Origin of the sequence: Niallia oryzisoli (assembly GCF_043641075.1) — a bacterium.
GTDB classification, from domain to species: Bacteria; Bacillota; Bacilli; order Bacillales; family Cytobacillaceae; genus Bacillus_BD; species Bacillus_BD oryzisoli_A.
Map to the genome: position 1 here is coordinate 96266 of NZ_JBHZRC010000003.1, position 24252 is coordinate 120517.

The 24252-nt window shown below is 41.7% G+C and carries 22 protein-coding genes and 1 pseudogene; 3 read left to right on the plus strand and 20 right to left on the minus strand.

Features of this window, described 5'->3' with window-relative positions; genetic code table 11:
• Nucleotides 1–1089, plus strand: a complete 1089-nt coding sequence (locus ACHUFV_RS12745; protein ID WP_394234655.1) for a GerAB/ArcD/ProY family transporter — start codon at nucleotides 1–3, stop codon at nucleotides 1087–1089.
• 122 nt (nucleotides 1090–1211) lie between these two features.
• Here ACHUFV_RS12745 and hisIE read toward each other — a convergent pair.
• The 19 genes and pseudogenes from hisIE to ACHUFV_RS12840 all read right to left on the minus strand — a co-directional run bounded on the left by hisIE (nucleotide 1212) and on the right by ACHUFV_RS12840 (nucleotide 21057).
• Nucleotides 1212–1862 (minus strand): annotated as a pseudogene (gene hisIE, locus ACHUFV_RS12750) (bifunctional phosphoribosyl-AMP cyclohydrolase/phosphoribosyl-ATP diphosphatase HisIE).
• Complete coding sequence (gene hisF / locus ACHUFV_RS12755) at nucleotides 1859–2617, minus strand: imidazole glycerol phosphate synthase subunit HisF (RefSeq protein WP_394234657.1); 759 nt, start codon at nucleotides 2615–2617, stop codon at nucleotides 1859–1861. The pseudogene hisIE and the gene hisF overlap by 4 nt, the downstream one beginning before the upstream one ends.
• Nucleotides 2617–3348 (minus strand): 1-(5-phosphoribosyl)-5-[(5-phosphoribosylamino)methylideneamino]imidazole-4-carboxamide isomerase, encoded by a 732-nt coding sequence (gene hisA / locus ACHUFV_RS12760; protein ID WP_394234659.1) that lies wholly within the window; start codon nucleotides 3346–3348, stop codon nucleotides 2617–2619. The genes hisF and hisA overlap by 1 nt, the downstream gene beginning before the upstream one ends.
• Before the next feature lie 37 nt (nucleotides 3349–3385).
• Entirely contained in the window at nucleotides 3386–4003 is a 618-nt protein-coding gene (gene hisH / locus ACHUFV_RS12765; protein WP_394234661.1) for an imidazole glycerol phosphate synthase subunit HisH, read from the minus strand.
• Entirely contained in the window at nucleotides 4004–4594 is a 591-nt protein-coding gene (gene hisB / locus ACHUFV_RS12770; protein WP_394234663.1) for an imidazoleglycerol-phosphate dehydratase HisB, read from the minus strand. It lies immediately after the preceding gene.
• A 104-nt stretch (nucleotides 4595–4698) separates the two neighbouring features.
• Nucleotides 4699–5964 (minus strand): histidinol dehydrogenase, encoded by a 1266-nt coding sequence (gene hisD, locus ACHUFV_RS12775; RefSeq protein WP_394234665.1) that lies wholly within the window; start codon nucleotides 5962–5964, stop codon nucleotides 4699–4701.
• Between the two features lie 30 nt (nucleotides 5965–5994).
• Complete coding sequence (gene hisG, locus ACHUFV_RS12780) at nucleotides 5995–6636, minus strand: ATP phosphoribosyltransferase (RefSeq protein ID WP_394234667.1); 642 nt, start codon at nucleotides 6634–6636, stop codon at nucleotides 5995–5997.
• The gene (locus ACHUFV_RS12785) at nucleotides 6633–7820 is read right to left on the minus strand and encodes an ATP phosphoribosyltransferase regulatory subunit (protein WP_394234669.1); all 1188 of its coding nucleotides are present in this window, start codon (nucleotides 7818–7820) and stop codon (nucleotides 6633–6635) included. Before ACHUFV_RS12785 ends, hisG begins: the two co-directional genes overlap by 4 nt.
• Nucleotides 7821–8504: 684 nt before the next feature.
• Nucleotides 8505–9008, minus strand: coding sequence for an acyltransferase (locus ACHUFV_RS12790; RefSeq protein WP_394234671.1), 504 nt, complete (start codon nucleotides 9006–9008; stop codon nucleotides 8505–8507).
• Complete coding sequence (ppaX, locus tag ACHUFV_RS12795) at nucleotides 9005–9655, minus strand: pyrophosphatase PpaX (protein ID WP_394234673.1); 651 nt, start codon at nucleotides 9653–9655, stop codon at nucleotides 9005–9007. Before ppaX ends, ACHUFV_RS12790 begins: the two co-directional genes overlap by 4 nt.
• The gene (locus ACHUFV_RS12800; protein ID WP_394234675.1) at nucleotides 9645–10601 is read right to left on the minus strand and encodes a nucleoside recognition domain-containing protein; all 957 of its coding nucleotides are present in this window, start codon (nucleotides 10599–10601) and stop codon (nucleotides 9645–9647) included. The genes ppaX and ACHUFV_RS12800 overlap by 11 nt, the downstream gene beginning before the upstream one ends.
• A gap of 48 nt (nucleotides 10602–10649) precedes the next feature.
• Nucleotides 10650–11468: a prolipoprotein diacylglyceryl transferase gene (gene lgt, locus ACHUFV_RS12805; RefSeq protein WP_394234677.1), complete on the minus strand. Its 819-nt coding sequence runs from the start codon at nucleotides 11466–11468 to the stop codon at nucleotides 10650–10652.
• 92 nt (nucleotides 11469–11560) lie between these two features.
• Entirely contained in the window at nucleotides 11561–12490 is a 930-nt protein-coding gene (gene hprK / locus ACHUFV_RS12810) for an HPr(Ser) kinase/phosphatase (protein ID WP_394234679.1), read from the minus strand.
• Between the two features lie 186 nt (nucleotides 12491–12676).
• A complete protein-coding gene (locus tag ACHUFV_RS12815; protein WP_394234681.1) occupies nucleotides 12677–13039 on the minus strand; it encodes a phage holin family protein in 363 nt (120 codons plus the stop codon).
• 76 nt (nucleotides 13040–13115) lie between these two features.
• The gene (locus ACHUFV_RS12820) at nucleotides 13116–14231 is read right to left on the minus strand and encodes a DUF4097 family beta strand repeat-containing protein (protein WP_394234682.1); all 1116 of its coding nucleotides are present in this window, start codon (nucleotides 14229–14231) and stop codon (nucleotides 13116–13118) included.
• 103 nt (nucleotides 14232–14334) lie between these two features.
• Nucleotides 14335–17196: an excinuclease ABC subunit UvrA gene (uvrA, locus tag ACHUFV_RS12825; RefSeq protein WP_394234683.1), complete on the minus strand. Its 2862-nt coding sequence runs from the start codon at nucleotides 17194–17196 to the stop codon at nucleotides 14335–14337.
• 7 nt (nucleotides 17197–17203) lie between these two features.
• Nucleotides 17204–19183: an excinuclease ABC subunit UvrB gene (gene uvrB, locus ACHUFV_RS12830; protein ID WP_394235091.1), complete on the minus strand. Its 1980-nt coding sequence runs from the start codon at nucleotides 19181–19183 to the stop codon at nucleotides 17204–17206.
• A gap of 224 nt (nucleotides 19184–19407) precedes the next feature.
• The gene (locus ACHUFV_RS12835) at nucleotides 19408–19641 is read right to left on the minus strand and encodes a CsbA family protein (protein ID WP_394234685.1); all 234 of its coding nucleotides are present in this window, start codon (nucleotides 19639–19641) and stop codon (nucleotides 19408–19410) included.
• Nucleotides 19642–19728: 87 nt separating this feature from the next.
• Entirely contained in the window at nucleotides 19729–21057 is a 1329-nt protein-coding gene (locus tag ACHUFV_RS12840; RefSeq protein WP_394234687.1) for a hemolysin family protein, read from the minus strand.
• Nucleotides 21058–21337: 280 nt separating this feature from the next.
• Between ACHUFV_RS12840 and ACHUFV_RS12845 the strand changes: the two genes are divergently transcribed.
• Complete coding sequence (locus ACHUFV_RS12845) at nucleotides 21338–21655, plus strand: ArsR/SmtB family transcription factor (protein ID WP_394234689.1); 318 nt, start codon at nucleotides 21338–21340, stop codon at nucleotides 21653–21655.
• Here ACHUFV_RS12845 and ACHUFV_RS12850 read toward each other — a convergent pair.
• Nucleotides 21652–22596, minus strand: a complete 945-nt coding sequence (locus ACHUFV_RS12850) for a cation diffusion facilitator family transporter (RefSeq protein ID WP_394235093.1) — start codon at nucleotides 22594–22596, stop codon at nucleotides 21652–21654. The two genes, ACHUFV_RS12845 and ACHUFV_RS12850, sit on opposite strands and share 4 nt — an antisense overlap.
• A 425-nt stretch (nucleotides 22597–23021) precedes the next feature.
• On the opposite strand from ACHUFV_RS12850, the gene ACHUFV_RS12855 reads away from it, so the two are divergent.
• Nucleotides 23022–23888, plus strand: coding sequence for a cation diffusion facilitator family transporter (locus tag ACHUFV_RS12855; RefSeq protein WP_394234691.1), 867 nt, complete (start codon nucleotides 23022–23024; stop codon nucleotides 23886–23888).
• Nucleotides 23889–24252 lie beyond the last annotated feature (364 nt).

Consider the following 24252-nt stretch of genomic DNA (forward strand, 5'->3'; position numbering starts at 1 on the left):
ATGGAGAAAGGAAAAATTTCATCCCTGCAGATGGCGATCATGTTATATCCTGCCATTATTGCTACTAGTATTATTTCGGTGCCAAGTATTGTTGCTAAATATGCAAAGAATGATTTGTGGATATACCCCATTTTCGCGTCCATTATCGGCTTTGTAACCATCTATATAGCCTATGAATTACATAAACTTTACCCGAAACAAACGGTCATTCAATTCAGTGAACAAATTTTGGGCCGGTTTGCAGGAAAGATAATCAGTTTCATTATCCTTAGCTTTTACCTTTTGGCTACAGGACATATCATAAGAGGTTACAGTGAACTTATTGTTAGTTCTTTTTTAATCAAAACTCCGATAAGTGTCATTATGACAACGATGGTGCTGCTTTGTGGATTTGCCGTGCAAGGAGGAATTGAAGTTTTAGGGAGACTTGCTCAATTATTTTTACCTTTGTTTGTTTTACCAATCCTTATTTTTACATTCTTATTAGTCCCTGATTATGATGTGAAAAATATATTTCCAATATTAAGTGAAGGAATTATGCCTCCAATTAAGGGCTCAATCATACCAGCAGGTTGGTATTCGGAATTTTTTCTAATTATTTTCCTTCTGCCCTTCTTATCAGATGTGAAAAAGGCCAGAAAATATGGGATGTTATCTGTTTTAGCCGTTATGGTGACGTTAGTTGCGGTTAATTTGGTTGTTCTATTTATACTAGGTCCCACAACTTCGTCTAAGAGATTTCCTTTAATGATTGTTGCTCGATATATCAGTCTTGCAGATTTTTTTGAGAACATGGAATCTATTGCCATGGCCATTTGGATTGTGGGAGCCTTTATAAAAATTTCTGTCTTTTATTATGCTGCAGCTTTAGGCACTGCACAGTGGTTAAAGCTTTCAGACTACCGGGTCGTTATATGGCCATTTGCGATTATGTTTATAGAGCTGGCTTTCTGGTCAATACCTAGTTCGGCACAATATACTTCTTATATTGTGAACGTACTTCCTTTTTATGGTCCGCTGGTTCAAACCATCATCCCACTATTTTTGTTGCTGGTTGCCATTATTCGCAAGAAATATAAAATGCCGTGAAGTATGGGGCTAGTTCTCATGCTTCCTTCCACTCATTTATGGACGTGACTAATAAAGAAACCACGCTCATCTCCTGGGAACGAAAAAGATGCCTGATAGGAATCAGACACCCTCGTGATAAATTATTTATTTTCTTTTTTCAAATGTCTTTCATGTAAAACATTCAGCACTTCTTTGAACGGAAGCTCCTGTTCACGCAATAATACAAGCAAGTGGTATAGCAAATCGGAAGCTTCCCATTTTAATTCCTCTTGATCGCGGTTTTTCGCTGCAATGATAACCTCAGATGCTTCTTCACCGACTTTTTTCAAAATTTTATCGACGCCTTTTTCAAAAAGATAAGTTGTATAGGCACCTTCTGGACGTTCTTTTTCACGTTGATCGATAATCTTTTCTAAATCAATCAGAATTTGGTAATCTTCAAGCTTTGCTTCGTTTGTCACTTTTTATTCCTCCTCTAAAATCCGCTCTGAAAAACAGCTGATGGCACCTGTATGGCATGCCGGACCAGCTGGGTGTACAAGCACCACAAGGGCATCACGGTCACAATCCAGCTTCATATCAACAATCCTCTGCGTGTTACCGCTTGTCGCACCTTTATGCCATAGCTCCTGGCGTGAGCGGCTGTAAAACCAGGTTTCTCTTGTTTCAATGGATTTCTCCAGTGAAGTACGATTCATATAGGCTAGTGTTAAGACTTCCTTTGTGTTGGCATCCTGCACAATGGCGGGAAGTAAGCCTTGTGAATCAAATTTAATATTCTCCAGGTTCATCGGACATTCACACCTTTTTCCCGTAAATACGCTTTTACCTCATGTACTGACGTTTCTTTATAGTGGAAAATAGAAGCCGCAAGAGCTGCATCTGCTTTTCCTTCTTTAAACGCCTCTTCAAAATGCTCGGCATTTCCTGCACCGCCTGAAGCAATTACCGGAACGGTCACTGCTTCACTGACGGCCTTTGTTAGTGCCAAATCAAAGCCTTTTTTCTCACCGTCAGAATCCATACTGGTCAGGAGTATCTCGCCTGCACCGCGTTCAACTACTTCCTTTGCCCATGATATGACTTCCTTATCAACCGGCGTTCTGCCACCATGCGTATAAACGCGCCATGAGCCAAGCTCTTCGTCATATTTCGCATCAATGGCCACGACAATACATTGAGTGCCGAAAAAGTCCGCACCCTCTGTGATCAGCTCTGGTCGATTAACAGCAGCTGTATTTAGAGAAACCTTGTCCGCGCCTGCTCTTAGAATGCGTTTCATATCCTCAAGTGAGTTGATACCGCCGCCGACTGTAAACGGAATCGCCAGCTCTGATGCAACTGCTTTAACAACATCAACCATCGTTTTACGGCCTTCATGGGAAGCAGAGATATCAAGAAACACTAGTTCATCGGCACCCTGCTCATCATAAAAACGAGCAAGCTCGACCGGATCCCCTGCATCGCGCAGCTGCACAAATTGAATGCCTTTCACAACTCGTCCATCTTTTACATCAAGGCATGGGATAATTCTCTTCGTAATCATTATACACCAACCTCTTTCAATGCGTCAGAAACTGTGAATCTTCCTTCATAAATTGCTTTTCCGACAATCGCACCACTAACACCAGCATCTGCAAATTTCTTTAAACGGGTTAAATCAGCAAGTGAGCTAACGCCTCCTGAAGCAATAACCTGTTTGCCTGTTTCAGCAGCCATTTGCTTTACCGCTTCGACATTCGGACCTGACAGCATACCATCTGTTGCAATATCTGTAAAAATAAATGTGTCTGCTCCGGCATCAGCAAAGCGTTTGCCGACTTCAACCGCCTTCACTTCAGACGTATTCAACCAGCCATGCGTCGCCACATAACCGTTTTTCGCATCAATTCCAATGGCGATCTGTTTGCCGTATTTTTTTACCATTTCGATCGCAAACTCCGGATTTGAAATCGCAATGCTGCCAATGATGACTCTTGTCACGCCGTTATCTAAATAATGAGCAATGTCCTGCTCTGTACGAATGCCGCCGCCAATTTGAACATTAACGTTGAGCTCCTTCGCCGCTTGAATAACAAATGTATCATTTACTCGTCTGCCATCCTTCGCACCGTCAAGGTCAACCATGTGAATCCAATTTGCCCCTGCATCCTTAAACGACTTGGCCATATCAAAAGGAGAATCACCATACACCGTCTCCTGATTATAATCACCCTGAATTAATCGAACACACTTCCCGCCTCTCATATCAATAGCAGGATATATCGTAAAAGCCATGAACCCGTTCCCCTTTCCAATGGAAGCATACTCTGTTTTATACTAGTTTAGTAAAGTTTGTTAACAGCTCGACCCCAAGCTTGCTGCTTTTTTCCGGATGGAACTGCATGCCGTATACATTATTTTTTCCGACAACCGCCGGAACTTCTTCATTGTAAGAAGCTGTTCCAATTAGAATGTCTTTTTGACTTGTGTTGACATAATAGGAGTGGACAAAATAAGCATAATCCTCTTCCAAATTGGCCGTGATTGGCGATGTATTTTCCCACTTTAACCGGTTCCAGCCCATATGCGGCACTTTGTAGGTTTCGCCATTCTCAGCTTGTCCAGGAAATCGAACAACACGACCTGGCAGAAGTGCAAGGCCTTTTGTCAGTCCACCTTCTTCACTTTCCTCAAAAAGAAGCTGCATGCCAAGGCAAATTCCTAGCAGCGGCTTTCCTGTTTCTACGTATTCATGCAGGAAGCTTGCTAAGCCTGTCTCATTTAGCCGAGCCATTGCATCCTTGAAAGCACCAACACCAGGAAGGATTAAGCCGTCTGCCTTGGACAGCTCAGAAGGGTCTTCTGATAGAAAAAACGGTACTTCCAATCGCTTCAGCGCCTGACTGACACTGAATAAATTTCCCATTCCATAATCGACAATCCCTATCATTTATAACATCCCCTTCGATGACGGAACACCTTTTACTCTTGGATCGATCGTTGTTGCTTCATCAAGTGCTCTAGCCATTGCTTTAAAAATAGCCTCAATAATGTGGTGTGTATTTTGACCGTAATGAACGATAACATGAAGGTTCATGCGGGCTTCCAAGCAGAACTTCCATAGGAATTCGTGGACAAGCTCGGTATCAAATGTTCCAACCTTTTGACTTGGAAATTCAGCACCTCTGATTTCTAAATGCGGACGGTTGCTTAAATCAATTACGACCTGTGCAAGTGTTTCATCCATTGGTACAAATGCATTTCCGTAACGTTTGATCCCTTTTTTCTCGCCAAGTGCTTCTTTCAAAACCTGACCAAGGCATATCGCGATATCTTCTGTTGTGTGGTGGTCATCGATTTCTGTATCACCTTTTGCGTTTACGGATAAATCAAATTGGCCGTGTTTGGCAAATAGGTCAAGCATATGTGTTAAAAATGGTACCCCTGTATCTAATTGAGATTGACCTGAGCCATCAATGTTTAACTCAAGCTCAATGTTTGTTTCATTTGTTTTTCGTTGTATCGATGCGCTTCTTGTCATGATCCTATCTCCCTATCCTTGCTCGTTCTTATGTAGTGAGCGATTTTGAATTTTTGATGTTGATTGGTGTCCAAAAGGAAGCAGAAGAACCGACCCTCTGCTTCCTACTTGTTTCGTGCTTCTATGGCTCTTGCGTGGGCTTCGAGACCTTCAAGGCGGGCGAATGCGGCAATCTTTTTGCTGTTTTCATTGAATGCTTGTTCACTGTACATGATAATGCTGGATTTCTTTTGGAAATCATCAACATTTAACGGACTTGAGAAACGAGCAGTTCCGTTTGTTGGTAAAACGTGGTTAGGACCAGCAAAGTAATCACCGACAGGCTCTGAACTGTATCTGCCTACAAAAATCGCTCCTGCATGGCGGATCTTCCCAACCTTCTCCATTGCATTTTCCATCATAATTTCCAAATGCTCCGGTGCTAACTCATTAATGGTTTCGATTGCCTCTTCTTCTGTTTCTGTCACATAGATAACACCATAATCGGCAATGGATTGTGCAGCGATGCTTTTTCGCGGCAGTGTTTCGAGCTGCTTTTCCACTTCCATTGAGACCGCTTCTGCCAATGTACGTGAAGGTGTCACTAGGACGCTGCATGCCCGTGCATCATGCTCGGCCTGTGAAAGCAGGTCAGCAGCAATTTCATTTGCTCTTGCTGTGTCATCTGCAAGGACAGCAATTTCACTTGGACCGGCAATCATATCAATATCGACATCACCGAATACTTCCCGTTTAGCTAATGCGACAAAGATATTGCCTGGTCCGGTAATCTTATCAACCGGTTGAATGGAATCTGTTCCATATGCAAGTGCAGCGATAGCCTGTGCTCCACCAACTTTGTAGATTTCCTTTACGCCTGCTTCTTTTGCTGCAACCAAGACACCTGCTGGTAGAGCCCCTGACTCTCCCGGAGGTGATACCATGACGATCCGTTCAACTCCAGCCACTTGCGCCGGTACAACATTCATTAATACGGAGGATGGATAGGCAGCCGTTCCACCTGGCACATACACACCAACTGAATCAAGCGGCGTTATTTTCTGCCCTAATACGGTTCCGTTTTTCTCCGTTGTAATCCAGGAATTTCTTAACTGTTTTTCATGGAAAGAACGGATATTCTGCGCTGCCTCTTTAATAATCTCAATAATATCCTCTGAAACCTGGCTGTAAGCTTCCTCTATTTCAGCTTCCGTGACAGCAAGCTCAGATAGCATGACACGATCAAATTTTTCCGTATATGCTTTTAGAGCTTCGTCACCATTATTTTTGACATTCTCAATGATGTCTTTAACAATTTTTCGCTGCTCCTCTGTCCCGCTGTCAACCGATCTTTTAATTGAAATTCCTTTATTTACAGTAATGATTTTCACCGTTCTCATCCCTAACTTTGATAACTATTTTTAAACCGTTGTTTTCTGGTTCAACACGTCTGCAATTCGTTCCACTAATTCACTGATTCGTTTATCCTTCATACGGTAGCTGACAGGATTCACGATTAAACGCGATGTAATATCAACAATCTGCTCATATTCAACAAGGCCATTTTCCACTAATGTTCTGCCTGTTGAAACAATATCAACGATGCGGTCGGCAAGTCCAATCATTGGCGCTAACTCTATAGAACCGTTCAGCTTAATGATTTCAACCTGCTCGCCCTGCTCACGAAAATATTTTGAAGCAACATTCGGATATTTCGTGGCAATTTTTGGTGCTACATCATTCATTTTTGTATTTGGCAGTCCAGCAACCGCTAGGTAGCATTGGCTGATTTTCAAATCAAGAACCTCATACACATCTCGATCTTCCTCAAGCATAACGTCTTTTCCGGCGATCCCGAGGTCTGCAACACCATGCTCTACATAGGTTGGCACATCCATCGGTTTGGCAAGAATAAAACGGAAGTTCTCCTCTTCAACATCTATAATTAATTTCCGTGAATCATCAAATTCAGGTGGCAGCTTGAAGCCTGCTTCACGAAGCAAGGCCGCCGCTTCTTCGAAAATTCGCCCTTTTGGCATGGCTATTGTTAACGGCTCTTTCATTGTGCTGTCTCCTTCCCTGCTTTACCGACTAACATGGTAACTTCTTCATATAATTCCGTGCTGGCATCAAGGTTTTCAACACCATTAATATCCTGAAGAACAACCTTCAGTCCGCTTTTTCGTTTTTCAGAAGCTAATGCGTAGGCTTCCTTTCTCCGCTCTGCACTAAATAAGATACATTGCACCGGCTCGCGCGCTTCGATTTTTCCAAGTGCTTCAACCAAACGATCTAAGCGGATGGCAAAGCCTGTTGCGCCCGTATCCTTGCCGAATTTGCTCAGCAAATGATCATAGCGGCCGCCGCTTGCAATCGGGAACCCAACCTGATCTGCATATACTTCAAATAAAATTCCTGTATAGTAGCTCATATGACTAACAAGGGTTAAATCAAACTTCACTCTTGCGCCAACTTGACCATAGTCAGCCAGTGTTTCCCAAAGCTGCTTCATGTTATCTAACGCATTTCTTCCTTTACCGTTTTCAAGCAGTGAGTTTGCCGCTTCAATTACCTCTTCTCCGCCTCTTAGGTTAAGGAAATCTAGCAGGCGCTGCTTATCAATCGATGATAACGGCAATTGCTTTACATGTTCTCTGTAGCCAACGTAATTCTTTTCATATAAAAAGGTTGTTAATGCTTGTACGCGGTCTTCTGTTCCAAGAATATCTTTGAAAAATTCCTTTACGAAACCAATATGACCAACAGATAATTGAAAATTCTCCAAACCAGACGCTTCTAATGAAGATACTAGTACTGCAATTCCCTCACCATCCGCGCTGATTGTGTGGTCACCAATACACTCAACACCGATTTGTTCAAACTCTGCCGGACGGCCGCCTTCACGCTGCTGGGCACGATACACATTTGCAGAGTATGCAAGTCGTAATGGCGTAATTTCCTTTAACATTTTGGAAGCAGCAACCCTTGCGATTGGCGATGTCATATCAGGTCTTAGGACGAGCGTATGTCCCTGCTGATCTAATAATTTAAACAGCTGCTGGTCAAGAATGGCAGATGCCACACCAACCGTTTCGTAATATTCAAGCGTAGGCGTTTCAATAAATTGATAGCCCCATTTTTTCATTTCGTCTCCGATAGCATGACGGATTTTATGTTTTGTCTCATATAATCCTGGTAACGTATCTCGCATGCCTAGTGGTTTTTCAAACATAAATAAACGGCTCATTTGCTAAGAACACCTCTGTTCATCACATTGCGAATCTGATTTTGGCTTTTTGTTTTTTGCTTTAGTTCGCTAATGTGGTAGTAAGTTGAAGCTATTGTATCTCTCTTAGTCGATATTTGTCAAGGAAATTAATGCTATTCCCTGTGTGAAGTATTATTATTCGGAAAATTTATTTCACGTACGACGTATGTATAGTGCAGGAGCTCTTTGTTCGGACAGAGTTTCTTTGGTTCCTCTTTTCTTTGTCAGACCGGAGCCCTTCTTGCGACAGAGTTCCTTTGGTTCCTCTTCTCTTTATCAGAACGAGGCTCTTCTTCTGACAGACTTTCTTTGATCGCTCTTCTTTTTGTCAGAACGGAGCCCTTCTTGCGACAGAGTCCCTTTGGTTGCTCTTCTCTTTGTCAGAACGAAGCCCTTCTTGCGACAGACTTTCTTTGATCGCTCTTCTTTTTGTCAAAACAAGACCCTTCTTCTGACAGAGTTTCTATTAACTCTTTTCCCTTTGACAGAATAAGACTCTGTATACTCGTCACCATCCACCACTCACGGACAATTCCTAGCATTCTGTCTTTTTATGGTGCCTGACACCAATAAACACAAAAAGATGACAGTACCCAAGGGCGTCTGTCACCTTTTATCCAATAGGATTGGCGTTCACTCTTCTATAAACACCAACGTGATGCTCTACTGTTTTAGAACGTCCTGAGCATCGTCTCGTATTATTCTCATTGGATTTCCTCCGACAAAGGCTCCTGCAGGTACATCTTTATGGACGAGGGTGCCTGCTGATACGATGGCACCATCCCCAATGGTTACACCAGGTAAAATGGTTGAGTTGGCCCCAATCATCACTTCGCTGCCAATTCTCACTTCTCCCAGGCGATATTCCTTTATTAAATATTCATGGGCCAGAATGGTTGTATTGTAGCCAATTACGGTATTTTGCCCCACACTGATTTTCTCAGGAAACATAATATCAAGCATGACCATCAAAGCAAAGGATGTTTGCTCGCCCACCTTCATCCCTAAAAAATTTTTATACAGCCAATTTTTCAAGCCGAGAAAAGGACTGTAGCGTGCTAACTGGATCACAACGAAGTTTTTAATAACTTTCCAAAACGGAACGGTTTTATACACATGCCAGAGTGAATTCGGTCCTTCAACAGGATACCGTTCCGTGTTTCTCATTTACGGCCCTCAACAATATCCAGCAGGTCACTCATTGATTCAAGGATATAATCAGGCTCATAGGATTTCAAATAATCAACGCCTTTGATTGTCCAGGATACACCTGCTGTTCTCATGCCAGCATACTTCCCGGCAAGGATATCATGAAAATTATCGCCGACCATGATGGCTTCTTCAGGTACGGAATCCAGGATTTCAAGAGCTTTAAATAGGGACTCTGGATCTGGCTTTGTTTTTTCAACATCCTCAAACGCAATGAAAGCATCAAAAAATGGCGTCAGCTTCGTTAAATCCAAGCCCATCTTCGCTACTTCTGTTCGTTTCGTTGTGACAACCCCAAGCTTGTAGCCATCCTCTTTCAACTTTTTGATTGTTTCCATAACGCCAGGAAATATTGTTACAAGCTGATCATGATGCTCCTTATTATGTGTTTGATAAACATCAATCATCTCTTCTGCTTTTTCCGGATCAATTCCGTAAAAAGTACTTGTCAAAGAAGGTCCAAAAAACGGAAGGATATCCTCCCTTGTATACTGACCAGGATAATATTTGTCTAACGTATACTGAAAAGAAACATAAATTAATTCATTTGTATCTACTAATGTTCCATCTAAATCGAATAATAATGTTGTAATCTTATTGTTCATAGGTAATCTTTTTACTCCTTGTCTTTGCCGTAATAGATTTATTCCAAATAAGCGCAACCGTTGCCGTTAACACAATTGCTACCAGTAAGCGGATGAAAAGAAGCGGCAGGACCGGAATGCCAAGCGGAGCGAAAATCAACGTATCCTCAATCACAGCATGACAGGCGGAAAGGAAAATAAACGCAATAGTTAAATCCTTTTTGCTGACACCGTCCTCTTTCACAGCCTGAATCATCACTCCTGCCCCATAGGCAAGACCCAGTATTAACCCCGCAGCCAATGTGGTTGACGTATTTGGATTCATTCCTAAAGAACGAGTAACCGGTGCCATCCATCTTGAAAAAACATCAACCCATTTCAAATCCTTCAAAATTTGAATACCAATCATAAGCGGTATAACAATGATGGCAAGCTGAACAACACCCATAATGGCCGACTTTAGACCGGCCAACCCAATTTGAAGCCAGCCTGACACAGCTTCATTACTTTGTGCAGCTGAAACGAAGCCATATTGAGCCTGCTCCGAGCCGCCCTGCCAAAGCAAATTAATCACAATCGCCGCAATGATTGCCAAGCTGATTCTGACAAGTAGGACAATCCACAGCTTTACGCCCGTCTTTATGGCTACCCCTGACTCGAGAATCATACTATGGGAAAAAGACAGCATGACCGCGATTATAAAGACTTCTTTTACCGTAAAATCTAATGATAATATCGCCCCGATGGCAGCATATATATTAAGAGCATTCCCAAGCACTAGCGGAATCGCTGCATCCCCTGAGAGACCAAATAGACTCATGAAAGGAGCAATTTTGTCTATAACCCAAGGTAAGACCGGGGTATGCTGCAAAATCGAGATAAGCAGCGTAATCGGAAAAATAATCTTCCCAAACGTCCACGTAACCCGAAGACCGACCATAAACCCTCTTTTAATCGTTCCTATCATTTTTCATCTTCCTTCTCCTTGTTGTCCGGAGCGACAACTCCCCTTTATTTAGCTCTGATTATCTAAATAGCGTACATCTGCGTAGCCCTTCACTCTTCTATAGACAAGCAAAATGACTGCAAGCACAACAAGCGCAACCGAAATGGTTTGGGCCATACGGAGAGTCTCTGTCAGCATTAAACTGTCAGTCCGCAATCCCTCAACAAAATAACGTCCAACTGAATACCAGATAACATAGGTAAGGAACAGCTCACCTCTGCGCAGGTTCACTCTTCTTAATAGCATTAGTAAAATAAACCCTAATAAATTCCACAAGGATTCATACAAAAAGGTTGGATGATAATAGGCACCATTAATATACATTTGATTAATAATAAATTCTGGTAAATGTAAGTTTTCCAGAAAGGCACGGCTCACTTCCCCACCATGTGCTTCCTGGTTCATAAAATTTCCCCATCTGCCAATGGCCTGACCTAAAATAATACTTGGTGCGGCAATATCGGCCAGCTTCCAAAAGGAAACCTTCCTCTTTCTAGCAAAAACAAGTGCAGTAATAACTGAACCAATTAACGCACCGTGAATGGCCAGCCCGCCGTTCCAAATTGCAATAATCTCACCTGGATAACGAGAATAGTAGTCCCATTCAAATAATACATAGTAGGTACGTGCCGAAAGAATCGCAATGGGAATAGCCCACAGCATCAGATCTGTGAACAGATCCTTGTCAAGCCCTCGTCTAGCAGATTCCTTTATCGCTATATATAATCCAAGTGCAATCGCCGCTCCGATGATGACTCCATACCAATGAACCTGGATGGGGCCTAGCGAAATCGCAATGGGGTCAAGCGGTTGAATACTTTCCTCCATTCCTACAACTCCTTTAAACTTTTCATACTGCTTTTATGTGTTCCTAGTTTTCATATTTCAATGAATGAAAAATGAAAAATTAATAACCTAAATTAATCTTTTCCATTCTCGTCAATGACTTCACTTAGACGGTTTGTAAATTGCTCTGCAGCATTCATGCCCATTCGTTTCAAACGGAAGTTCATCGCTGCTACTTCAATAATAACCGCTAAGTTTCGTCCAGGCCGGACCGGGATTGTAATTTTCGTAACATCTGTATCAATTATTCTTACTTTATCTTCATCTATGCCCAGACGATCATATTGCTTTTTCTGGTCCCAATTCTCCAAACTGATAACAAGGGAGATTTTTTTATGCTTCAAAACAGAGCCTGCACCAAACAAGGTCATGACATCAATGATTCCCAGACCGCGAATTTCCAGCAAATGTTCAATTAATTCGGGTGAAGTACCAACTAATGTATTTTCATCCTCCTGGCGGATCTCAACACAATCATCGGCAACAAGACGGTGACCGCGCTTCACAAGCTCTAGCGCCGTTTCACTTTTCCCGACACCGCTTTGCCCTGTAATCATAACGCCGACACCATAGATATCAACGAGAACGCCATGTACGGCCGTCGTTGGTGCCAGCTGACTTTCAAGAAAGTTTGTTAACAACCCTGAAAATCTAGTTGTATTTTGCTTTGAGCGCATAACCGGCACTGACTGTCGCTCTGACGCTTCGAGCAGTGCTTCAGGTGCTTCTAAATCCCTTGTAATAATAATCCCCGGAGTCACATCTGTACAAAGCCTTTCTAAACGGTAGTCTCGTTCGCCTTCGTTCAGCTTACCGGCAAAGGTCATCTCTGTCATACCTAGTAATTGAACTCGACTAGCGGGATAAAAATCAAAATATCCTGCTAGCTCAATTCCAGGTCTTGATATATCACTGGTTGTGATTGGGCGGTTAATCCCTTCTTCACCACTTAGCAGTTCTAGGCCAAACTTCTCAATTATGTCTTTCGTTCGTACTTTAACCAACTTTGTGCCTCCTTTTACAAATAAACAAAATAAGGGCTGTATACAATAATAAGTTTCACACTATTTTATCACTTTTTTGCTAAGAACCAAACGAGATTTACTTTTAAAGGTATTATTTTCATTTTTTAAAAAAGGCCAAAAAGGCTGACAAGCAGCCTAGCCATCACTTGTCAGCCTTTTTTCATGTTACTGTTCCTTTTTATCTTTTCGATTTAAATAATTTTGAATAATGATATTGCCGATAGACATGATGACTGCGATTAGAAAGGCCGTCCCGAAGCTTTCAATTTCAAAGGACTCACCCATGATAGAATCTGTCAACAATAGCGTAAGCGCGTTTATTACGAATAAAAATAACCCTAATGTAAAAACCGTTATGGGCAGTGTCAATATGACGAGAATCGGCTTTACTATCATATTTAACACTGATAACACGAAACTCGCACCAATTGCCGCAAGAATCCCTTGAATATAAAAAGATTCATCAAAAAAACCAGCAAGAGCGATAAATAAAATGGCATTAATCAAAATTCCTGCTAACCATCTCAAATACGAACACCTCATAGTCAAAGCTGGAAATCCCAGCATCGTTTCCAACTGCTATACCAACATCCTTACCTAAAACCTATGCTTTTCGGATTACAATTGATCCCGTTTTGGTATCTGCGAATAGTTGAACCATATCGATCGATTCTTTAACCGTTCTAAAATTCAGCGTCTTTTGGATAAACTCATTTTTTTCGTCAATAATTTGGATACCCTCCAGTTCAACATTGAAATTCCCCAGATTGGATTTCAGCATACCGTTTACTGCAGTCTGCTCCGGAATGGATAATTCAATATTGCCGGTTGTCGTCTTTGCTTCGATCATTTCACATTCAGGGCTAATGGTTTTACACTGAATATTTCCGTTAAACGTCTGAAGTTCCATCTTGCGAAAATCACCATTCAACATAATGGCTCCATTTAATGTTTCAGCATCAATGGACTTTACTTCACAGCCAATGCATTGAATCAGACCGTTAGCCGTCTCTGCTTCCACATCCTGGCTGCTAATTGCATCCATAATGATTTTTCCATTGGCCGTTTTAACCTTTATTTTCTTTACGTTAATATTTTTCCCTTCCACATTACCATTGAAAACACGAATATCACTATATTCATATTCCGCCTCAGGAACGTAAATAACCGTTTCAAGCTTTATCCACTTTTGTCTTGTTGAAAAATAGAGCCGTTCGTCTTTAACCGAAAACGAAACTTCCTTCAAGAAATTCGCTTTGGCTTCATCCGGAGTATCTCCACGGTATACCTGGGCTTTGCATTCAATTCGGATGTCTCCTTGATCCCAAGGTATCAGACGGACATCACCATTAGCCACATCAATAACCATTTCTTTAAATGTAACATCTGTTTGCTGAAAAATATGAGAAATGTCTATCCGTTTCCCAAAATTCCAATCTAAATCAAGATCCTTTATCTTTTTCACAGCTGAATCCACAAATTCAAAAAATTTCTCTTTTGTGGATTGGTAGCTGTGCTGAGATTGCGAATGTGAATGCTTATCCTGCTTCGTGTGTTCGTCTGAATGAACAACTGTTGAGAGCTCTGTCACAAGCTGCTCCTGTTTTTCTTCCATTGCCTTTGTTGATTGATCAAGCTTTTCTAATAGCATAATCGCCTCATCAACAGTCAGCTTTCCTTCTTCAACCATCTGTAAAATTCGTTTACGTTGTTCCTTCATTATGATTCCTCCCTAGAGAAACATCTTCATCTAATACATACGAAATGAACAACATTTTGTTTCAATAAATCTGAGAATACGTCTTGAGGCGGAGTACGTCCGCTTATTGTGTTACCTCAATTTGCTCGTGCATCCGTTTGCGGTCGCGTTCCAAGATCGGTTTTAGATATTTACCTGTATAGGATTCAGGGACTTCAGCTATTTCCTCGGGTGCTCCTGTTGCAATAATGGTTCCGCCTTTATCTCCGCCTTCCGGACCAAGGTCAATCAGATAATCAGCCCGCTTAATCACATCTAGATTATGCTCAATGACAAGGACTGTATCCCCATTTTCTACAAGGCGTTCCAGAACCACTAAGAGTCGTGCAATATCATCAACATGAAGACCTGTTGTCGGTTCATCTAATATATAGAAGGAACGTCCTGTAGACCTTCTATGCAGCTCAGAAGCCAGCTTCACCCGCTGTGCCTCACCGCCGGAAAGCGTGGTAGCCGGCTGACCGAGTGTGACATAGCCAAGGCCTACATCTATCAGAGTCTGCAGTTTCCGCTTAATTTTCGGAAGGTTTTCGAAAAAGACAACAGCATTATCCACTGTCATTTCTAGAATCTCAGAGATACTTTTCCCTTTATATTTCACTTCAAGTGTTTCACGGTTATAACGTTTTCCATGACATACCTCGCAAGGAACATAGACATCTGGTAAAAAGTGCATTTCAATTCGAATAATCCCATCGCCGCGGCACGCTTCACATCTGCCGCCCTTTACATTAAAGCTAAAGCGGCCTTTTTTATACCCGCGAACCTTGGCTTCATTCGTAGATGCATAAACATCACGGATATCATCAAACACACCCGTGTACGTTGCTGGGTTTGAGCGCGGTGTTCTTCCAATTGGCGTTTGATCGATATCAATCACTTTATCTAAATTCTCAAGTCCAGTAATGGAGCGGTGCTCTCCAGGCTTGCTCTTTGCTCGGTTTAGCTTTAGAGCCAGGGCTTTATGTAAAATTTCATTCACCAATGTACTTTTTCCTGAACCTGAAACACCGGTCACAGCGATAAATAGACCAAGTGGAAACTTTACATTAATATTTTTTAAATTATTTTCCTTGGCACCTTTTATTTCAATAAAACGCCCATCAGGCTTCCGTCTTTCAATCGGGAGCGGAATAAACTTTTTACCTGACAAGTATTGGCCTGTTAACGAGTTCGGGTCTTCCATTACTTCCTTCGGCGTACCAATCGAAACAATCTCACCGCCGTGAATTCCTGCACCTGGCCCGACATCAATTAAATAATCAGCAGCCATCATTGTGTCCTCGTCATGTTCCACAACAAGCAGTGTATTACCGATATCCCTCATATTTCTTAAGGTTTCGATTAGACGATCATTGTCACGCTGATGCAGCCCGATTGACGGCTCATCAAGAATATATAGAACACCCGTCAAGCGTGAACCAATTTGTGTGGCAAGACGAATCCGCTGGGCCTCTCCCCCTGACAGAGTTCCCGCTGTACGGCTCAGCGTTAAATAATCAAGCCCAACATTGGCAAGAAAGCCTAGACGTTCTTTAATTTCACGGAAAATTAAATGTGCAATTTGCATTTCCTTTTCCGACAGTGAGAGTCCGTCAAAAAACTTTAAACTTTCAATGACGGAAAGTGCTGTCACTTCTCCAATATGCTTGCCGTCAATCAGGACAGCCAATGTTTCTTTTCTCAGACGATATCCTTTACATGCTGAACAATTGTGCTCTGCCATGTATTTATCCATCTGCTCGCGAATATAATCAGAGCTTGTATCTAAGTAACGGCGTTCGATATTCTTTAGAACTCCTTCAAATTCAATATCATTATCCCTGACCTGTCCCCAATCATTTTCATAGTGGAAATGAATCAATTCACCATCAGAACCATGGAGAATTTTATCCATCTGATGCTCTGGAATATCCTTTACCGGTACATCCATATCAATCCCATAATGGTCGCAGATGCATTTCAAAAGCTGCGGATAATATTGTGAGCTTGCAGGCTCCCATGGGGCAATGGCATGCTGATGTAAGGTTAAATCCTTATTCGGAATTACAAGACTCACATCAACCTTTTTCTTGACTCCAAGACCGTCACAATCTGGACATGCGCCAAAAGGGTTGTTAAAAGAGAACATCCTTGGCTCAAGTGCCGCAATCGAAAAACCACAAATTGGGCAGGCATGATGCTCACTGAATAAAAGCTCTTCTTCACCCATTACATCAATTTTCACTCGTCCTTCGCCAAGCTTTAAAGCAGATTCAAGTGAATCGGCAAGTCTTGCTTCTATTCCTTCTTTGACAACAATCCGGTCAATGACAACATCGATGGAATGCTTTTTGTTTTTTTCGAGTTCGATTTCTTCCCCTAAATCATACATTTCCTCATCAATTCGCACCCGTACAAAGCCCTGCTTCTTGATATCCTCAAGGATTTTTACATGAGCACCCTTTTTACCGGAAACGATTGGAGCCAAAATTTGAATCTTTGTTCTTTCTGGATATTCGATGATACGGTCAACCATCTGTTCAATCGTTTGCGATGATATTTCAATTCCATGTGTCGGACAGGTTGGATGGCCGACCCTTGCAAAAAGCAAACGCATATAATCATAAATTTCCGTCACAGTTCCAACCGTTGAACGCGGATTATTGCTTGTCGTCTTTTGGTCAATCGATATCGCCGGCGATAATCCTTCAATGGAATCCACATCAGGCTTTTCCATCTGCCCGAGAAATTGACGTGCATATGCTGACAATGATTCTACATATCTCCGCTGTCCCTCTGCATAAATGGTATCAAAGGCTAGCGAGGACTTTCCTGAACCGGAAAGTCCTGTTAACACAACAAGCTTGTCTCTCGGAATCGTGACATCTATATTTTTCAAATTATGGGCTCTGGCACCCTTTACAATCAGTTTCTCCATCGCCATCTATACGTCATCCTTCCGCTTTCAATTCTAATATTAAATCACGAAGCTCTGCAGCACGCTCGAAGTTCAGTGCTCTCGCTGCTTCCTTCATTTCTATTTCCATATCGGCAATAACTTTTTCTCGTTCCTTTTTGGACAAATTGACGAGTCCTGAAACCGCGCTGTATTCCTCCTGCTCTTCAGCCGCATGTGTTGCACGAATTACATCGCGAATTTCCTTTTGAATGGTCATCGGTGTAATGCCGTGCTTCTGATTGTATTCCTCTTGAATCGCACGGCGCCGCTTTGTCTCATTAATGGCTATTTCCATTGAATTGGTCATTTTATCTGCATACATAATAACCTGACCATTTGCGTTACGTGCAGCACGGCCGATTGTTTGAATCAGCGACCGTTCCGAACGCAGAAAGCCTTCCTTGTCGGCATCCAGAATCGCAACAAGCGATACTTCTGGAATATCAAGTCCCTCCCGCAAAAGGTTGATCCCAACAAGGACATCATATTTTCCTAATCGGAGCTCGCGAATAATTTCAATCCGCTCCAGCGTTTTGATTTCAGAATGCAAATAATTTACTTTAATGCCGATTTCCTTTAAATAATCGGTTAAATCCTCAGACATTTTTTTCGTCAACGTCGTTACCAAGACACGCTCATTTTTCTCGACCCGCTCATTGATTTCCGCAATCAGATCATCAATCTGCCCTTCAATCGGACGAACCGAAATGTTCGGATCCAATAATCCTGTCGGACGGATAATCTGTTGAATCATTTCCGGTGTATGCTCCTGCTCATACGGGCCCGGTGTTGCAGAAACAAAAACAATATTCTTGATATGCTTTTCAAACTCAGAAAAAATAAGCGGACGGTTATCCAGTGCAGACGGGAGACGGAAGCCATGATCCACCAGAACCTGCTTTCTCGCTCTGTCACCATTATACATCCCTCGAATTTGCGGGAGCGTCACATGGGACTCATCAATCACAATGAGGAAGTCCTCTGGGAAATAATCCAGGAGTGTATATGGTGTTGAACCCGGCGGCCTTAGTGTCAAATGACGGGAATAGTTTTCAATCCCTGAACAAAAGCCCATTTCTCTCATCATTTCCAAATCATAGCGCGTCCGCTGTTCGAGACGCTGCGCCTCTAATAATTTGCCGTCTTCACGAAGCTCTGCAAGTCTTTCCTCAAGCTCCTTTTCAATATTTTGAATCGCCACCTGCATTTTCTCTTCACGGGTAACGAAGTGGGATGCCGGAAAAATGGCTACATGCTCTCTCTCGCCGATGATTTCTCCTGTTAAGGCATCTACTTCACGGATCCGATCTATTTCATCACCGAAAAATTCAATTCTTAAGCAATGTTCGTCCCTTGAAGCGGGAAAGATTTCAACCACATCGCCGCGCACACGGAACGTCCCGCGAATGAAATTGAGATCATTACGGTCATATTGGATATCCACAAGCTTGTGAAGGAGCTGATTCCGTTCTATTTCCATGCCCACGCGTAAGGAACATACGAGGTCACGATATTCCTCCGGCGAACCTAAACCATAGATACAGGAAACACTTGCAATGATGATAACATCCTTCCGTTCAAATAATGAGGATGTCGCCGAGTGGCGCAGCTTATCAATCTCATCATTAATACTGGCATCCTTTTCGATAAATGTATCTGTTGATGGGACATAGGCCTCCGGTTGGAAATAATCGTAGTAGCTGACAAAATACTCGACCGCATTGTTTGGAAAAAACTCTTTAAATTCACTGTACAGCTGTCCTGCGAGGGTTTTATTATGGGCAATAATCAACGTTGGTTTGTTTACTTCTTGTATGACATTTGAAACGGTAAATGTTTTACCTGTTCCAGTTGCACCGAGCAGTGTTTGATGCCGTTTCCCGGTATTAATCCCTTCTACAAGCTTTCTAATCGCCTCAGGCTGATCCCCCTGCGGCGTATACTTTGAGACTAATTGAAATTGATCCTTCACATGCTTTCCTCCCATTCTTCCATCCATATCTATCTTCATCCGTATCCAATTTTTTCATCTATTCCCATTCTACCACAATGCCATAAAAACAAACCACTTTTACAGCGAACAAATATTCTATTATTTAATAAACGTAATGATATTCGTTGATTTCCGTTCAAGAAGCTTTACATACTCAATAACGAAAAAACCTGCCTCCTTTTATTACGGTGACAGGTTTCATCTTATGATGTATGCTTAATTTTTTGTTTGATTCGATCTCCGTACCAAAAGCCAACTGTTAAGGAAAAGGCATCTACGACAATCAGCCACATGGTATGGGTATATCCCTTATACACAGAGGCTGCAATTAATGCCACCGTCAAAACAAGGGCTAGTACTCGGTTATAGGTTACCCTTGTAAACCACACAACCAAGAGACCTGGTAAAAAAAGGGCTGATAAGAATTTTAAAAACAATCACATCACCTGCTCCTAATGGAGATTATTAAGTCCCGGAAAAGAAGCATCCGTTCTTCGGAAATGCAGCTCCCTTTCTTATGTGGACTATTTCACTTCTTCCAGTGGCTCAACCGGCTGATCAATCTCTGCCAGCCTTTCAACTTCAATAAATAATATATGCTGTTGATCAATCTCTTTTATTGTAAATTTAAAGCCCTCTGCTTCGATGACATCGCCTAATTGCACATCATACTTTTGATTTAAAAACCAGCCGCCAATTGTGTCAACAACTTCTTCATCAAAATGAGTTCTAAGCAGTTCATTTACTTCTGATATAAGAAGCTTTGCGTCAAAGATATAATGCCCTTCACCCTTTTTTCTGATTTCAGGCACTTCATCCGCATCAAATTCATCACGAATTTCACCAACAATTTCTTCAATCATGTCTTCCATCGTAACTAGACCTGCTGTCCCACCATATTCATCATGGAGTATTGCCATATATCCGCGTTCCTTTTGCAATAAACGTAAAAGGTCATGAATCGGAATGGTTTCAATTACAGAGACGACAGGTTTCACAAAATCCTTTACCTTCGCGTCAGGGTTGTCCACCCAGGCCGTTAAAGGATCTTTAATATGCATGATACCGATAATCCGATCCTTATCACCACCGTCAGTAACGGGATAGCGTGTGTATTTTTCTGTTTCGATAATACTAATGACTTCTTCCTTTGTGGCATTTGTGGAAATAGTGGCCATTTCCATTCTCGGCACCATGATTTCCTTTGCAATTCGCTCATCAAAATCGAATACATTCGTCACATATTTATATTCTGATTGATTGATTTCTCCGCTTTCATAGCTTTCAGAAAGGATAATGCGCAGTTCATCCTCAGAGCGTGACAGTTCATTTTCCGTTACATTTTTAAAGCCAAATAATCCAGTAATAAAACGTGCGGAGTGATTCATAAACCAAACAATCGGATAAGTTAAATGGTTGAACCAAACTAACGGCTTGGCAATCGCCAGTGTAATCGTTTCGCTTTTTTGGATGGCAAATGACTTCGGTGCCAATTCCCCAACGACCACATTTAAAAATGTAATGACAGAGAAAGCAATAATAAAGGAGATGGAGCCTGATACCGATGTTGGAATCGGCAGGCTTTCAAAAATGGGGTCAATCACACTGGCAACTGTTGGTTCCCCCAGCCAACCAATCCCTAAAGCTGTAACGGTAATTCCTAACTGACAGGTTGATAAATATTCATCTAAATTTCTCGTTACCTTTTGCGCGGCGGTTGCATTTTTATTTCCTTCTTCAACCAATTGATTAATTCTTGTCCCTCTCACTCTTATGATTGAAAACTCTGCAGCAACAAAAAAAGCCGTTAAGGCAATTAAAATGAGAAGAATGAGTAAGTTTAGACTGTCCAATTCCCCCTTCACTTTTCGTGAAGGTTCACCTCCTTGAATATGCAGCAGTCACTCCGAATAAACTGTGGAATGACGTACTGAAACGAAACATCCAGCTTGGACTGTTTCACCATTCTAATTCTTATTTTACTACTTAGCCATAAAGATGAAAAGAAACACCTTCATTTCCTTTTTAATATGGCTTTTTTATCCTAGAAATAATTAAAAATCATGAGCCCTAGAAGGATGCCCATGATTTTTATTTTTAAAATCGTTATAATAGGTTCAGGAGGTGAGTGCATTGGAAAATGAAAATCCAATCGAAGAGTTTAAAGAACTAGATGAAGAGACGCTCTTTATTGTTTCGCAAACCTTTAAAGCCTTATCAGACCCAACTCGAATTCGGATTCTGCATTTATTGTTTACCGGGGAGCATTCCGTCAACGAAATCGCTGAGAAATTGTCCCTGCTTCAATCAACCGTTTCACATCAGCTTCGTTTTTTGAAAAATTTACGACTTGTCACCTTTCGCCGCGAAGGGACTACCTTATTCTATACACATGATGACGAGCATGTCATGGATATATTAAAGCAAACTATTGAGCATGCCCACCACTAATTACAGCCTTGGTGAGGGTTTGGACAGCCTAATTCATCTCGTTCCACTTGAATGGTGCTATGTTCAATGCCGAATTCATCATGGAGAATTACCTGGGCCTGCTCTAGTATTTGATCATGGATGCCATTTTCTAAAATGGCTATATGACAGCTTAGCATCGGCATTCCCGAAGTGATTGACCAAACATGGAGATCATGCACCTCTTTCACTTCCGCAATGTTACTTAATGCTGCCTTTACATCTTCCAGTTTGATTTGAGCAGGTGCTCCTTCCATTAGGATATGGAAGGAATCCTTCGTGACTCTCCAGCCGCTGATAATAATCAGAACTGCTACAATCAGGCTTGCAATCGGATCGGCCATTCCCCAGCCAAAGAAAATCATCAGCAATGCCGCAACAATAGCTCCTACTGAACCAAGCATATCTCCCATTACATGAAGAAAAGCACTTCTTACATTTAGATTTTCATCCTTGTCACCGCGCATTAATATCCAAGCGGCAAGGATGTTAACGAGGAGACCAATGACTGAAATCGCCAGCATCCCCATGCTTTGCACTTCAGGCGGATTGGCAAAGCGTTGAAAGGCTTCGTAAAATATATAGATTGAAATAATTATTAACGTCAAGCCATTTAAGGCAGCAGCAATAATTTCAAACCTTTTATAGCCGAAGGTCTTTGATTGTGATGCAGCTTTTTCCCCTAGTTTAAGAGCAAAAAAGCTTAATCCCAATGCTGCCGCATCACTGAGCATATGACCGGCATCCGCAAGCAAAGCCAGACTGTTTGTTACTAATCCCCCAATTACTTCGACTACCATAAAGGTAGTGATGAGGAGAAACGAAAGAAATAATGCTTTCTTATTTGCAGAATGTCCATGATGATGGTGTCCATGGTGATGACCGTGTGAGTGTCCATGCGAATGACCGTGATGGTGGCCCATTGCAACCCCTGCTTTCTTTATATAATCACTTATTCGTATATATGAGTATGTGTTCATATATATTATGATAGACATTGGATAAAAGTTCAACAAAAATATATACTTTTTGGAATATCGTATTATTCGCAATGCATTAGATTGTTCATTGTACGTTTGTTGAAGGCCTCCTTGAGACAGTTCTGGTGTTTTGTGTGCTTGTTTTGTCCTTTAGAAAGCTTCTATAAAACAAAGTCTTGCTTAGCTGTCAGTGCTTTGTTCATTATAAGGAAAATACTACTTTTAGCCCCAAGTATCCCCAAAACATAATATAACGCCTTTAACTTCAACCTTATTGTTACCCATTCGAATCAGCCAAGTATATAATCAACTGCCCCAATCAATACTATATAGGTGGAAAATCTGTATGTTATTTCTAGGAGGTTATTATGGGGAACTCCAATTTAAAAAAGGCAGAAACAGGAGCCCTAATTAGTATTTTAGCCTACGTGATTTTATCTGCTTTTAAACTACTAATGGGCTATCTAGGAAATTCTGAAGCATTAAAAGCTGATGGTTTGAATAACTTAACCGACATTATGGCTTCACTTGCTGTTTTTATCGGTTTAAGAATCTCGCAAAAACCACCGGATGAAAACCATCGCTACGGACATTCAAGAGCAGAAACCATCGCCTCTTTAGTGGCTGCGTTTATTATGATATCAGTTGGGATTCAAGTGATCAAAGGCTCTGTAGAGGCCTTTTTTAACCCGGATGATACGACCCCTGATATCATAACTGCTTTGGTCGCCTTGGTCTCAGCCTTATTTATGTATGGTATCTATCGTTACAATTTGAAATTATCAAAAAGTCTTAACAGTAAATCCCTCTATTCGGCTGCGCAGGATAACCGCTCGGATGCATTAGTTAGCGTCGGCGCTGCCATTGGTATAACCGGATCGTATTTTGGTATTGGCTGGCTTGACCCGCTGACCGCTGGCATTGTCGGATTTATCATCTGCTATACAGCATGGGAGATTTTTAAGGATGCTGCACTTGATCTTACGGATGCCTTCGAGGTATCAAAACTGAACGAAATCGAGGAAACAATTCGGAACACACCAGGTGTGAAGCTGGTAAAGGACATTAAGGCAAGATTGCATGGAAACCGAGCCATCGTCGATGCGACTATATTCGTTGAGCCAACCTTAACGGTGATTGAAGGACACCAGATTGCCGAAGAGGTGGAGGATCGGCTGCTTGAAAACCATCAAATTAATGATTCTACGATCCATATCGAGCCGCAAATGGGTTGAAGTAAAAAAAGCAGTTTCTACAGAAGCTAATTAAATCGAAAAGTAGTTCACGTTAAATAAGAGTAATTAAATCAACAAGGAAAATAGCATTAACCACAAATGAATTAATTTCACAGAAATGTCCTTCATCTACCCCATGAAGGACATGTCATTTCTTTTGCTTCACAACAATGTCCTACATCCACCCTTTGAAGGACATGTCATTTCTTTTGCTTCACAACAATGTCCTTCATCCACCCCATGAAGGACATGTCATTTCTTTTGCTTCACAACAATGTCCTTCATCCACCCTTTGAAGGACACTTCATTCTTTTGCTTCACAACAATGTCCTTCATCTACCCCATGAAGGACATGTCATTTCTT

Bases quoted from the DNA above. Each gene is read 5' to 3' on its own strand.
- ACHUFV_RS12745 (WP_394234655.1), top strand. From the start codon at position 1: ATGGAGAAAGGAAAAATTTCATCCCTGCAGATGGCGATCATGTTATAT.
- hisF (WP_394234657.1), bottom strand. From the start codon at position 2,617: ATGATTACGAAGAGAATTATCCCATGCCTTGATGTAAAAGATGGACGA.
- hisA (WP_394234659.1), bottom strand. From the start codon at position 3,348: ATGGCTTTTACGATATATCCTGCTATTGATATGAGAGGCGGGAAGTGT.
- hisH (WP_394234661.1), bottom strand. From the start codon at position 4,003: ATGATAGGGATTGTCGATTATGGAATGGGAAATTTATTCAGTGTCAGT.
- hisB (WP_394234663.1), bottom strand. From the start codon at position 4,594: ATGACAAGAAGCGCATCGATACAACGAAAAACAAATGAAACAAACATT.
- hisG (WP_394234667.1), bottom strand. From the start codon at position 6,636: ATGAAAGAGCCGTTAACAATAGCCATGCCAAAAGGGCGAATTTTCGAA.
- ACHUFV_RS12785 (WP_394234669.1), bottom strand. From the start codon at position 7,820: ATGAGCCGTTTATTTATGTTTGAAAAACCACTAGGCATGCGAGATACG.
- ACHUFV_RS12790 (WP_394234671.1), bottom strand. From the start codon at position 9,008: ATGAGAAACACGGAACGGTATCCTGTTGAAGGACCGAATTCACTCTGG.
- ppaX (WP_394234673.1), bottom strand. From the start codon at position 9,655: ATGAACAATAAGATTACAACATTATTATTCGATTTAGATGGAACATTA.
- ACHUFV_RS12800 (WP_394234675.1), bottom strand. From the start codon at position 10,601: ATGATAGGAACGATTAAAAGAGGGTTTATGGTCGGTCTTCGGGTTACG.
- lgt (WP_394234677.1), bottom strand. From the start codon at position 11,468: ATGGAGGAAAGTATTCAACCGCTTGACCCCATTGCGATTTCGCTAGGC.
- ACHUFV_RS12820 (WP_394234682.1), bottom strand. From the start codon at position 14,231: ATGAAGGAACAACGTAAACGAATTTTACAGATGGTTGAAGAAGGAAAG.
- uvrA (WP_394234683.1), bottom strand. From the start codon at position 17,196: ATGGCGATGGAGAAACTGATTGTAAAGGGTGCCAGAGCCCATAATTTG.
- ACHUFV_RS12850 (WP_394235093.1), bottom strand. From the start codon at position 22,596: ATGGGCCACCATCACGGTCATTCGCATGGACACTCACACGGTCATCAC.
- ACHUFV_RS12855 (WP_394234691.1), top strand. From the start codon at position 23,022: ATGGGGAACTCCAATTTAAAAAAGGCAGAAACAGGAGCCCTAATTAGT.